The sequence below is a fragment of the Arthrobacter sp. SIMBA_036 genome, from assembly GCF_046535135.1.
Taxonomy (GTDB): domain Bacteria; phylum Actinomycetota; class Actinomycetes; order Actinomycetales; family Micrococcaceae; genus Arthrobacter.
On the sequence record NZ_JAWRXG010000003.1, the window covers coordinates 83,278 to 95,657 of the forward strand.

The window sequence follows — 12,380 nt, forward strand, 5'->3', positions numbered from 1 at the left end:
AACTTCTCGCGGCATCGTTCTCAACTGACGACCGCTGCAGTGAGAATGCCGCTATCCGAGGACTACTTCATGAGGCCGGCGAGTGCATCCGCCAGTGCCTGCGCCCCGGTTTCGGCGTCCTCGTCCAGTACGTGTTCTTCGGGGGAGTGGGAGACGCCGCTGGGATTGCGGACAAACACCATTGCCGTAGGCACGAACGGTGAGAGTACTCCTGCATCGTGTCCGGCGCCGGTGTCCAGGATCGGGGCGTCGGGCAAGGCAGCGTGGAGTTGTTGCAGCAGTCCGGGGTCGAAATGGACGGTGGGGCTGAGTGATTCCTCGGCCAACTCGACGCTGCAGCCTTCTTCATTGGCAGCCAGTTGCGCCTGAGCATGGATGTTTTCGACGAGGGCAGCGGTGACGGCGTCGTCCGGGTGGCGGACATCGAGCCAGAAGTCCACACGGGAAGCGATGACGTTTGTTCCTCCGGGGACAGGCTGGAGCCTGCCGACGGTGGCCCGGGCGTGGGGCTGCTTCCGTGCAGCGTCGCGGATGGCTACCACGATTCGGGAAGCCGCAACCATGGGGTCGCGCCGGTCCACCATCAGCGTCGTGCCGGCATGGTTTCCCTGCCCGCGGATGGTCATGCGCCATCGGCCATGGCCCAGGATGGAAGAAGCAATGGCGATGGGTTGCTTGAAATCAACCAGCCCCCGGCCCTGCTCGACGTGCAGTTCAACGAATGACCCGATCTGCCCCAGAAGTCGCTGGTCACGCCCGACATGGCGCGGGTCCAGGCCGTTTGCCTTGGCAATGTCGGCGAATGTATTGCCGTCCGGGTCCCTGAGGTTTCGTGCCTTATCCGGATCGATGGCCCCGGTCATCAGTCGGGAGCCGAGGCAAGCGACGCCAAAACGGGAGCCTTCTTCCTCGGGAAAAACCACGACGGCGAGAGGCCGGGCAGGGGTGCTCATCCGGGCCTTGAGGATGTCGACGGCGACGAGGGCTGAGGCAACGCCCAGGGGACCGTCGAACGGGCCGCCGCCGGGGACTGAGTCCAAGTGGCTGCCGGTGACGATGCTGTTGCCGCGGTTCCCTCCAGGGATGTCCCACCACGCCCAAATTGCGCCGTTACGGTCGGTTTCAATGCTTAGGCCGCGCTTGCTCGCCTGTTCGACGAACCACGTCCGCAGGTCCAGTTCGGCCGTGGAGTAGACCGGGCGGGTGTAGCCGCCGCGCAGAGGATCGGTACCCGTGCCGGAGATGTCGGACAGAAGACCCGTCACAGTCGCTGTGGTGGCGCTGGAGTGGGGGGTGGTGGCGCTTTCCATTAGTGAGCTCCAGCAGTTGTAGCGTGAGCGGCGAGACGGAACTGTTCCGGGACCGTCCCGACGCCGGTGGCAAGGTCGGCTGCAAATTGACCGATCAGTGGTGCGAATTTGGCACCGTGCCCCGAGCAGGGAGAGAGGATGGTGATTCCGTCCGCACGGTCCAGAATGAAGTCTTCCGTGGGCGTATTGGTGAAGAGGCAGGTGGTCTCGGCGTACGGTTCCGGGATCAGTCCCGGAAGGTACTGTTCGACGTATTCGATGACGCCGCGGCGGTTGGCGGGGTCGATGATACCGTCCTGGGCTGCGGCCGACGGCAGGATTTTCCCGCCGTTGTACTCGGCGACCTTCTGTCCGCGGAAACCCGCGTCCCTGCCGCCCGGCAGGCCGTATGCCTGCCAGCCTTCACGTTTGTGAATGAAAGTCGGCCATGGCGCGTCGCCTGTGGTCGGCTCGGCGTAGGGGAAGTGGAAGGCCTGTTCCTGGCGTACTTCCAGAGTCGGCATGGTGGCCCGGAACGACGGGGGCAGGGATAGTGAGCCGAGCAGTTGCGGGAGCCAGCCCCCTGCGGCGACGATGACGTTCCCTGCCTTGATCGAGCGGCCATCCTTGGACGTCAGGGTGTAATTGCCAGTCGAGCCGGTAACGGCTTCCACGGCCCACTTGGTATGAACTGCGGCACCGTAGGCAACGGCCTGATCCACCATGGCGGTCACGGCTTCGTGCGCGTCGATAACGCCGGCGTCGGGGTGCCACAACACTTGAGTGTCGAAGGCTATCTGGGGCCAGCGGGTCCGGGCGTCTTCGGCGGTGAGCAACTCGTGGTTGATGCCATGGACAGCCAACGCTGCGGCGAGGCGTTCTGGTTGACGGATTGCTCCGTAGTCCACCGCGCCCGTTGCCGAGATCAGGCGCTTTCCACTAACACGGGCAAGCTCGTCCCAGCCGCGCTTCGCTTCGAGGACAAGGCCGGTGTAGAAGGTGTCCGGGTAGGCGTAACGGAAGATCCGTGCGGAGCCGTGGGAGCTGCCGGCGTCATTGGCCGGTGTCGTACGTTCAAGCAGTGCCACCTCGTGGCCGCGCGCGGCGAGATGCCACGCTGCGGCAGCGCCGGACAACCCTGCTCCGACAACGGCGTATTCGATCGTTTCCATATGTGCTCTTTCATGGTGCGTAGCTGGCTCGTAACATCGCTTCATCCAGTTACGCATTCACAAAAGTGCTGCGTCCAATATCATTTTTGTAAGGATTATTGCTTTCGAACGAAAGAATCAATGTGGAACTACGACAGCTCCGGTACTTCCTTGTAGCTGCCGAGGAACTCCACTTCGGCCGTGCGGCTGAACGTCTCCACCTCACGCAGCCGCCCCTGACGGTCGCCATCCGGCGGCTGGAGCGGGAACTTGGCGTTCAGCTGTTTGACCGCACCACGCGCAGGGTGACGTTGACCCCCGCTGGTGAGGCGTTCAGGCATCGCGTCCACGGAGCTGTCCATGAACTCGATGAAGCTGCCGACGACGTTGCCAGCGTGGCTGCCGGCATGAGCGGTCGGATCCGGCTGGGCTTTGTGAGTTCGGCCAGTTACACCACCGTCCCCGAGGCCATCCGGAGGTTCCGCGAGCAGCGGCCCAGGGTTGAGCTTGCGCTGAGTCCTCTCACCAGCGGCGAGCAGATCGAGCAGCTGCTCGACGGCGACTTGGACCTCGGACTGGTTCGTGACCCAGGTGAGATACCCGGACTGCGCATGGACTTGGTCAGTACCGAAGACCTCACCGCCGTGTTGCCAGAGACGCACACCCTGGCGTCACGCGCGGAAATCCAACCTCAGGACCTGGAGGGTGAACCGATGATCCTCTTCCCTTACCGCCTCATGCCCGGATTCGTAGCCCGAGTACTTCGCTTGTTCGAGGGCCTGGAAACATCTCCCCAGATTGTCCAGCAAGTCGTCCACCAGGAAACGGTTCTTGGACTGGTATCCGCTGGCCTCGGCATCTCCATCCTTCCCGAATCCGTAAGCCGCTTTCAGATGCCCGGCGTCATTACCCGCCCCATCGCTGGACGACCCCAAACAGCCCTCTATGCTGCGCAAGGAACCAGCCGTCACCCGTCCGTCGATTTGTTCCTCGATTGTCTGGCCCCTTCCAAGTTACAAGGCTGAAACCTTCGCGAGATGATGATGTAACCCGGGAGCGGTTTACTGTTATTCATCGTTGTTTCATATCGTGCAACTCGAAAACTGGAGTATCTGGTGAAGAACAGAATTCTCGTGAAGACAAGACGCAGCACGGCTTTCGGCATGCCTGGGCTCCGGCGCACCGGGGAGCACTGCCCCGTGAGTGGCTGGTGGGCATCGGAAGCGGAACCCCGGTCCCCGCAATTCATTAGCGAAGGAAGCATTATGCCAACGCTGGACGGGGTAGCGGTCACTTGGATGCGGCGGCAATGAAGAGGGCCGCAACAATGCGAAACGCCTGCCTTCGGGAACTATTGACATCGCTAGGGGCTGGGACTAGGACTGGCGGCATGGACCACGGCGGTCCGACCTAGGAGCAGTGATGGCTACTACATCGTACGGAATTGTTCACTTCTTTCCAGGTGGCACCCAAGAGCAGTACCTTGCCTCGATTGCTGCTGTCCACCCTGGCGAGGGTCAGCTGCCGGAGGGGCAAACCTTCCATGCGGGAGGTGCCTCCACCGGCGGATGGACGATCATGGCAGTGCATGAATCGAAAGAGAGCTGGGAAAAATTCAGGGATGAAATCCTTCTCCCGCGCATGCAGGCGGGCATCGAAGGAGGGTTTACAGCCCCTCCTGAGGAAACAGTAATCGACCTGTTCGCCGTCATGACCGGAACATAAAGGGAAGTTGATTCTGAATCCGCCCGGCATCTTGCTGCTGACCTCAAAGTCCCGGTGGGCGAGGACGGTTCACGATGTTGAAGTGCTTCTAATGGCAGCTGTCTTCTTGAGTTCGTGGAGGATTTCCAGTTGTTCGCGGTTGACGGCTATCAGCAGTTCGATCTCCTCCTTCGCCCTCAGATTCGTGTCGTAGTCGTGCTGGGCCATGGCGGCAGCAATGGCGTCTTGGCGTTTGGCGGCAATGAGAAGGATGGCACCCTGGAGCCCAGCCAGCATGGAGAGCAGGAGGTTCAAAAGGATGTAGGGGTATGGATCCCATGCCTTCGCCGCCAGCGCCCAGGTGTTGATTGCGGCCCAGATGATCATGAAGCCGATGAAGCTTCCAACGAAAGGCCAGCTTCCCATCCCGTTGCGCATGATGTCAGCGGCTCGCTGGCCTTTGGTGAGGGATGACTTATGCCTGTCGTGCCAGGTCTGTTGCTGATCGCTCATGTCTCAGACTAGTCCTCCGGCGAACCAGTGTTGACCCTTCGGTGATGCTGCCGATGCTTTGTACTGGCGGTCAGGTGAAGGCGGTTTGACGGGACGTATGCCGGCCAATCAGGTCGCAAAACTGCGCCGCGGGCGGGGCTTGGGCTGGGGTTGATGCCCGGTGGCCCGTCAGGGGTGAAGGTCCTCCATGGCCCAGGCCAGGAGGGTGAGTTCGAAGGGGTGCGGCTTCAATGCTTCGTGCACGTAGGCGTCCAGTTCCAGCCGACCGGCGTTTCCGCCTTCGGCCCAGTATTTGATCCATAACCGTTCAAGCGTGAGGTTCTCTTGTTCGAGCAGGTCTCGTGCTTTTTGCCTCGGGTCGTTCATCTCCTGATATCCCAGTACTATCGGCGGGGCCTCCTGCGCAGACTGAATAATCAGCTTGCTTAGTAATTACGTTACATGGAGCAGCTTTCCGGAACAACGGGGCCGGGGGGAAGAATGGACCTACCATGGGCTCATGGAAACCCCCGTACACACAGACCAGATCCTGAGTCTCCACGAACTGGTCACCGGAACAGCCGACATCAAAGCCATCCTGCAGGGAGTGACAGGCTTCGCGTCCACCGCGATGAGCCGGGCCGCGGGGGATCACATCGACTGCGCACTGACCCTGCGCCGACGTAAACGCACGGCGACGGTTGCGGGCAGCAGCGACAAGGCAGTCCTCCTGGACCACATCGAACAAAACCTCGGTCAGGGACCGTGCTTGGATGCCCTGGATCAGGGCAGGCCGCTGTTGCTGGACGACGTCGAAACCGATGTGTCATGGCCTGAGTACAGTCGAGCGCTGGCCGCCGAGGGATGCAGGAGTGCTTTGGGTGTTCCTATGGACCTGGGCGAGTCCTCCGAAGCGGTCCTGAACTTCTTCGCGTCCAAGCCCGGTCTCTTCACCCCTGAAGTCGTCGATGAAGCCGCGGCGTTCGCGCACGTGGCCGGCAGCGCCTTGCGCCTGGCGATCCGGATAGAAACTGTGGAACAACTCAATACCGACCTGAAAACGGCGATGGCCACCAGAACTGTCATCGACCTTGCCTGCGGGGCCATCATGGCCCAGAGCCGCTGCACCCAGGAAGAAGCCTTCAAGTTCATCACCAAAGCATCAAGCCACCGGAACGAAAAAGTCTCCAAGGTCGCCACCGACATCATCACCAACCTTGGCGGCGCAGCCGACGGGCCCCTGCGCTTCGAAGACTAGGGTTGCGGGCAGGTCACTGTCGTTTACTTCCAGCACCAGGCTGTCTCCTATAGGTGGTGGCCGCGGCGGTCAGCTTCGATTTGGGCGCTGGCACGTTGCTGCATTGCGTCCCGTTCGCGACCGGCTAACGACGGCGTACCCGGCTTTACGGTGCCAGCTCGACCCGGTTTCGGCCTTCTGCTTTGGCGGTGTACAGGGCTGTGTCGGCCTCACCAAGTACAGCGTCGGCGTCGCCGTGATGCCCCGCGGTGAAGGCCGATATTCCTGCGCTTATCGTTAGGTGGCCCGTCGGGTCCCCGGAATGGATGATGTTCAGGGCCTCAACGGCGTGAAGTGCCCGTTCCAGCATGTCATTGGCTCTCTGTCTTGACTGATTGGGCAGCACGAGGAGGAATTCCTCGCCGCCGTACCGGTAGACACCGTCGCTGCTGCGAACCACGCTGGCGAGAGCTGCCCCGATGGCCCGTAGCGCCTGGTCACCTGCCTGGTGTCCGTAGATGTCGTTGTAGCTTTTGAAATTGTCGACGTCGCACATGGCCAGGCAGTAATCCTCCTCGTACCGTTGGCTGCGCGCGTGCAGTTGTGTGAGGTCTTCGCTGAGTTTGAGCCTGTTGTTCAGGCCTGTCAGGGGATCGGTTCGGGCTTGCTGTGCGAGCATCTTCCGGTAATGGGCCAGGTCGGCGTGCAATGTGGTCACCCGGTTTGCCACCAGCAGCCGGGTGTGCAGGACAAAAGGGTCCAATGGCTTGGTGACGTAGTCGTCTGCGCCGGCTTGAAGCCCGGCGAGGATGTCGTCCCGGGAGCCTTGCGAGGTCAGTAGCACCAGGTAGGTGTACAGGTCTGTGTCCCGAGCCCGGATGGCCCGGCACAGGGCCAGACCGTCCAGGCCGGGCATCATCCAGTCCGTAACCACTACGTCCGGCTGGTGCTCCAGGAACAGGGCCCACGCCTCGTCGCCGTTTGTCGCCGTGAGACAGCTGTGTCCGGAGCGGTCGACGGCGGCCTTCGCTACCAGGAGCGATCCCGGGTCGTCATCTGCAACGAGGACCCTCACCGCGCACCATCCAAGGCCTGCTCGAGTTCGATATTCACGTTTGCAAGCTCCGCTTCCAATCGGCTGAGGAGCTGAGGGACGTCGTCGAATTTTCCGCTGTGCGCGGTTGCTTCGATCTCGCCGCATAGGGCTGCAGCGGTGGTGGCGCCGATGTTGGCGGCGGCGCCCCTGAGTGCGTGGGCAGTCCGGGTCATCGCCGGGCCGTCATTGTCGGTAATTGCTTGGTGCAGGGAGGCAATCCGGGACGGGATGTCCTTCCGGAATGCTTCTGCCGCCGCGGGAAGCAGGCCCATTCCGTCTGAAGGTCCGAGGTCGCGAAGTATGGCCAGCCGGCTTTCGTCGAGCCCCAGCCTCGCGGGTTCGGTGGCCACAGCCGAATGACCACCGGTCACGGCCAGGGGTCGCTCGGGCACGGCGCGCGTGCGTTGATACGGGACCCACCGGGCCAGCGCTGCTTCAAGTTCGGCGGCGTCGACCGGTTTGGCGAGGTAATCGTCCATGCCCGCGCCGAGGCAGCGTTCCCGGTCGCCGTCGAGGGCACCGGCAGTCATGGCGATGACGGGAAGCCTGCTGTTTCCGTTCTCGCGGCTCCGGATGATCCCGGTAGCCTCGAATCCGTCCATCACCGGCATATGGCAGTCCATCAGGACAGCGTCATACTGAACCTTTCCGACGGCGGCAACGGCGTCGGCCCCGTTGGGGACGACATCGACGTCGTAGCCCAGCTTCGCCACTGTGGAGCGGGCCACGAGCTGGTTGACTTCGTTGTCTTCGACGACGAGAAGGCGGCCGCGGACGGGTCCCCGGTAGGAGGGACCGGTTGCGGAGGGCTCGCTCATGGCCACCTTGGTAAGCCTCTTGGTCGGCGGCCGTTGTTCGCTGGTGGACATCAAGCGGATCAACCGGTTGTAGAACTCAGAGCTGCGGACTGGTTTCATCAGCCATTCCCGGACCCCGGCGTTGGCGATTGCGGAGCCGTCGATCTGCATGGTCGAGGTGAGCATGATCAGCTCGATGCTGGCCAGGGCCGGATCAGCTTTGAAGGCCCGGGCCAGTTCCAGGCCGTTGGTTTCAGGCATGCACATGTCCAGGACCGCAAGGTCGTAAGGTTCTCCCCGCTGTGCCGCATCCCGGGCCAGGGCCACGGCTGTCTTTGCGTCGGGCACGGCGTGAGGTTGCAGCCGCCAGCCGCGCAGCTGAGACTCCAGCACCAGGCGGTTCGTGGCGTTGTCGTCCACAACCAGTGCACGCATACCGGTGAGGAAGCCCGCGGCCGGCAAGGGGTCGTCGGACGGTGGTGCCACCGGTAACGGGATACGGAACCAGAAGACACTGCCTTCACCAGGCACGCTGTCCATTCCGATCTCACCGTTCATGGCTGTGGTCAGGCGGCTGCAAATTGCGAGCCCCAAGCCGGTTCCGCCATACCGGCGGGTGGTCGAGGCATCAGCCTGGGAAAATGATTCGAACAACCGTGCATGCTGCGTGGGCTCGATGCCGATTCCTGTATCCCGGACTTCGAAGTACACCATGGCAATCGATTCGGGCCGGGCGTCACGTGTTTCGGTCCTAATCCGGATGGCCACTTCTCCTGCGGCCGTGAACTTCACGGCGTTGGAAGCCAGGTTCAATAGGATCTGGCGGATCCGGCCCGAGTCTCCGATCAGCCTGCCGGGAAGGTCGGGCTCGCAATAGGCGATGAGCTCCAACCGCTTGGCCTGCGCCGGCTCGGCCAGCAGCCCTGCGACCTCTTCCACCAGGAGCCGGGGATCGAAGGGGCGCAGGTCCAGTTCAACCTTGCCCGCCTCGAGTTTGGAAAAATCAAGGATGTCATTGATCAAGGCCAGCAGCGCCTCGCCGGCGCCTTTGACTCCTTCCGCATACTGCTTCTGTGTCTCATCCAAAGCGGTGTCGAGCAAGAGGGCAGTCAGTCCCACAACACCATTCATCGGAGTCCGGATTTCGTGGCTCATGGTGGCCAGGAATTCGGACTTGAGCCTGCTTGCTTCCAGCGCGGCGGACCTTGCCGCTTTCAGCTCGTTTTCGGCGGCCCGGCGCCGGGTGATGTCCCTGGCGATGATGGCGATCCCTCGCAGGTCTCCATCTTTTTGGATCGGCGAGACCGTCATGGACACCGGAATGACAGACCCGTCCTTGCCTACGTGTTCGGTTTCAAAGTTCATCGCGTCGCGGCTCTCCCGGAGCCGACCGAACATCTCCTCCGTCCCGTCCGCGCTTCCCCCGGGCAGGAGCATGCGTATGTCGCGGCCGATGGCCTCCTCGGCAGGGTAGCCATACTGCCGCTCCGCACCGGGATTCCAGCTAATGATGGCTCCTTGCGGGGAGGTGCTCATGATGGCATCCGTGGAGGAATTCACAATCGCGCCCAAGCCCTCAAGCTCCGCAGTCCGTGAGGCTACTTCCCGTTCCAGCCCCGTAGTCAGAGTGATGTTCTGAACGACAATCAGCACCTGGCGGATCAGGATGAGGACGACCGTTGCCCTGGCCACCACCAGCAGGAACGGACCGAGTTCCTGAACATGCGGCCCGGCAACGACCACCAGCGCCACCATGATGGGGACGTAGGGGAGCAGTTCCAAGGCCAGAGCGAATGCCTTGCGCTCGGGCTGCGGCTTTTGCGCGTAGGGGACCAGTGGTGCAAGCGCAATCAGGAGGAAAGCACCGATCCACCCCAGTGCCAGGGGGGAACCTGTTACTCCAGTGACGCCGTCGAACGTGAGCCTGATGTAGGTGCTGTCGGTGATGGTGAGCGCGAGCAATCCGCCGCCGAAGCATAGCCAGGGGAGGCGTTCTCCTGGCTGCCGGCGCATGGCGAGCACCAGCACCAGGGATGTCATGACCACATCCACCACGGGGTAGGCCGAACTGACGAGCACCGTCAGGAAGTCACCTTCGGAGCTTAATGCCGGCCCGAGTGCCGTGTACCAGCTGACCGCCAGGACCGAGCCCGCGATCACCGAGGCATCAAGAGCTGCCCTGACCCAGCCCACCCTGGTGGTCCCGGCTGGCCGCTTGAAGCTGAACAGTGCGGCGGCGGCAGGTATGGAGTACGCGAGGAACAGGACGTCGGCGATCGAGGGAAACGGGTACGTGTTGTTGTTGGTGAGACCGAAGACCGTCCAGATCGCTTGGCCCCCAGCCCACGTAAAGGCGGCCACAGCCAGAAGGGACCACGCCCGGGCATTCTCACCCCTCCGGGCGGCCACGCTGCAGCTGAGACCGGCTGTCAGGGCGGCAGCAAGGATGCAAAAGTCACCTGTTACCTTGGCCTGCGCCGTTCCGTTGTTCCAAACGAAATATAACGCCAGCACCCCAAGGAGCATGGCAGTAAATACAACGAGCCCAACGACCCGGGCCATGCGTCCGCCGATCCGCCGTCGCGGTCTGAGGAGATCGTTCTGAGACACGTGGAGCCCTCCCAATAGAGCATCTCTCACCCGCACGAACCTGAGACCCGGGCCGCCCGAAGAGCCGGGCGGAGACGCACACTCAAAATATAGCTCTCAAGGCCACGCCAAGTGCTTCATGTGCCGGCTAATCGGCGATTCAGCCGAGGCCGAGCGTAGTGCATGGCAGGTGCGATACGGGTTCCTATCGTTAGTCTGGCTGACCGAGAAAAAGGCTCACGGTGGTCCCTTCACCAGGGTTACCTGAAATTTCCAGGCGCCCCTTGTGGGCTGCTGCGATGCGGGCACACGTCGCCAACCCCAACCCAGACCCGGGCGGATCCCCATCCCGGCGTAGACGGACCAGCGGCTCCACTACGCGGCTGCGGTCCCCTGGGGTGATTCCCTTACCGTTGTCCATCACCTGCACTACGGCGCCGGTACTGGTTGGCTGGCCTTGGACTCGAATCACCGGACGAACTCCGGAAGGGGCATAGGCGACCGCGTTTTGAATGAGATTTTGCAGCGCGGTGCGCATTTGTGCCTCGTCAGCATCGAAGGCAAAGTCCTCACATTCGATCACCGCACCCGCTTCACCTAACCCGAGGCTTAAGTCAGCGGTGACCTCCTCCACCAACTTTGCCAGCGAAAGCTGCTTCCTCTCCAGAGAGCCACCGATGGAGGCGAATGAGAGAAGTTCCTCAACCATGGACAGCATTCTGCGACCACTCGAACCTACTATTTCCAGGTACGCCGAGGTCTCGTTCGGAGGAGGGGCGGGGTCCGTGGACGCCAGTCCCACGTATCCAAGGATCGTCGTTAGAGGGGTACGGAGGTCGTGGCTGACCCTTCCGGTGAAGGCGGCCAGCCTCTCGTTACTCGCTGTTGCGGCACCCAAGGCGTCAGCGAGGTCGGCGTGCAGGGCTGTCACGCGGTGAGCGGCGAGGAGGCGAGTATGCAGGAGGAAGGGATCCAAGGGTTTGGTGACATAATCATCGGCTCCAGCCTCCATGCCGAGGAGGACATCCTCCCGGGAACCATGGGAGGTCACGAGCACCACGTATGTATAGGCGTCTCCGTCGGCGGAACGGATAGCGCGGCACAGACTTAGTCCATCCATCCCTGGCATCTGCAGGTCCGTTACGACCACGTGCGGGCGGCGCGTCTGGTACAGGTCCCACGCGGTATCGCCATCGGCGGCCGTGAAGCATTCATGCCCGGACTGTTCCACGGCAGCTTGGGCGACCAGCAAGGACCCGGGATCATCGTCGACGACGAGCACCTTTAGAGACTCCCCGGGTCTGCCCATGCGTCCTCCCCATTTCACGCGACATTGTGGCTAGCAGGGTCACCGTATCTTCCAACACTGCGACCACGCGGATCACGAACACTGAAGTCAACGGACACGCCGGCCACGCCACGCCGGTAACGGCGGCTATGCAGCCCCGACCTGCCCGAGTCTAGTCGCGCCCAGCACGGAATTAGACTCCCGTGCTGAGGGTGTCCAGAACTGATTGGGCGAACTTACTCCTGACGCTTTTCAGGCCGGCGCCTCGCGGGCACAACGAATGCCGCGGACATCCGCGTAACGGTCACCGCCAATGGCAAATCGCCCCACGCACAGTTCCGGATTGAGAATGACGGCGCCACAGGGGTAACCCTGACTGTGACGGACGCTTACGGCGCTGGTTCCCAAACGGTCTCGCTCACACGGGGCGAGGACAAGGTGGTCGTTATCCCGACCCAAGGCGGTTGGTATGACCTGACCGTCACCTCCGCCGCTGACCCGAAGCTTGTCCGGGTCCTGGCGGGCCGGCTGGAAAACGGGAGTCCGCTAACGAGCGATCCCCAGTTGGGTCGGTAACCGAACCCGCATCGGAGCCGAGCGCCGGTGTCGGCGCGGGCTGAGAGAGCTGTCCTCCACTTTGCCCTTGGGGTCTGAACAATTTGCAGTTACTATGCATATTGTTAGGTGAGTGTGATCTAGGCCTCATTACGGAACCCGAGCCGAAGGGGCCACGCGTT

11 protein-coding genes are annotated in these 12,380 nt (G+C 62.3%); 4 read left to right on the top strand and 7 right to left on the bottom strand.

All coding sequences use genetic code 11. The features are described from left to right. Window positions 1–62: 62 nt before the first annotated feature. On the bottom strand, window positions 63–1,310 hold the full coding sequence (locus SB659_RS05370; protein WP_284976713.1) for an allantoate amidohydrolase: 1,248 nt from the start codon (window positions 1,308–1,310) through the stop codon (window positions 63–65). Then, window positions 1,310–2,461: an FAD-dependent oxidoreductase gene (locus SB659_RS05375; RefSeq protein WP_284978501.1), complete on the bottom strand. Its 1,152-nt coding sequence runs from the start codon at window positions 2,459–2,461 to the stop codon at window positions 1,310–1,312. The genes SB659_RS05370 and SB659_RS05375 overlap by 1 nt, the downstream gene beginning before the upstream one ends. A gap of 122 nt (window positions 2,462–2,583) precedes the next feature. Between SB659_RS05375 and SB659_RS05380 the strand changes: the two genes are divergently transcribed. Both SB659_RS05380 and SB659_RS05385 read left to right on the top strand, forming a co-directional pair. Continuing rightward, complete coding sequence (locus tag SB659_RS05380) at window positions 2,584–3,465, top strand: LysR substrate-binding domain-containing protein (protein ID WP_410549734.1); 882 nt, start codon at window positions 2,584–2,586, stop codon at window positions 3,463–3,465. 397 nt (window positions 3,466–3,862) lie between these two features. After that, on the top strand, window positions 3,863–4,165 hold the full coding sequence (locus SB659_RS05385) for a hypothetical protein (protein WP_284976710.1): 303 nt from the start codon (window positions 3,863–3,865) through the stop codon (window positions 4,163–4,165). 69 nt (window positions 4,166–4,234) lie between these two features. Here SB659_RS05385 and SB659_RS05390 read toward each other — a convergent pair whose 3' ends face one another. Both SB659_RS05390 and SB659_RS05395 read right to left on the bottom strand, forming a co-directional pair. After that, the gene (locus tag SB659_RS05390) at window positions 4,235–4,657 is read right to left on the bottom strand and encodes a DUF1003 domain-containing protein (RefSeq protein WP_284976709.1); all 423 of its coding nucleotides are present in this window, start codon (window positions 4,655–4,657) and stop codon (window positions 4,235–4,237) included. Window positions 4,658–4,825: 168 nt separating this feature from the next. Continuing rightward, window positions 4,826–5,023: a hypothetical protein gene (locus SB659_RS05395; RefSeq protein WP_284978497.1), complete on the bottom strand. Its 198-nt coding sequence runs from the start codon at window positions 5,021–5,023 to the stop codon at window positions 4,826–4,828. Between the two features lie 133 nt (window positions 5,024–5,156). On the opposite strand from SB659_RS05395, the gene SB659_RS05400 reads away from it, so the two are divergent. Next, window positions 5,157–5,894: a GAF and ANTAR domain-containing protein gene (locus SB659_RS05400; RefSeq protein ID WP_284976707.1), complete on the top strand. Its 738-nt coding sequence runs from the start codon at window positions 5,157–5,159 to the stop codon at window positions 5,892–5,894. A 145-nt stretch (window positions 5,895–6,039) separates the two neighbouring features. Here the strand turns inward: SB659_RS05400 and SB659_RS05405 are convergent, their stop codons facing one another. The 3 genes from SB659_RS05405 to SB659_RS05415 form a co-directional block, all read right to left on the bottom strand. Next, the gene (locus tag SB659_RS05405) at window positions 6,040–6,948 is read right to left on the bottom strand and encodes a GGDEF domain-containing protein (protein WP_284976706.1); all 909 of its coding nucleotides are present in this window, start codon (window positions 6,946–6,948) and stop codon (window positions 6,040–6,042) included. After that, entirely contained in the window at window positions 6,945–10,376 is a 3,432-nt protein-coding gene (locus SB659_RS05410; RefSeq protein ID WP_410549735.1) for a response regulator, read from the bottom strand. Before SB659_RS05410 ends, SB659_RS05405 begins: the two co-directional genes overlap by 4 nt. Before the next feature lie 190 nt (window positions 10,377–10,566). After that, window positions 10,567–11,664: a response regulator gene (locus SB659_RS05415; protein WP_410549736.1), complete on the bottom strand. Its 1,098-nt coding sequence runs from the start codon at window positions 11,662–11,664 to the stop codon at window positions 10,567–10,569. 321 nt (window positions 11,665–11,985) lie between these two features. On the opposite strand from SB659_RS05415, the gene SB659_RS05420 reads away from it, so the two are divergent. After that, entirely contained in the window at window positions 11,986–12,219 is a 234-nt protein-coding gene (locus tag SB659_RS05420; protein WP_410549863.1) for a phospholipase domain-containing protein, read from the top strand. The last annotated feature ends 161 nt before the right edge of the window (window positions 12,220–12,380 follow it).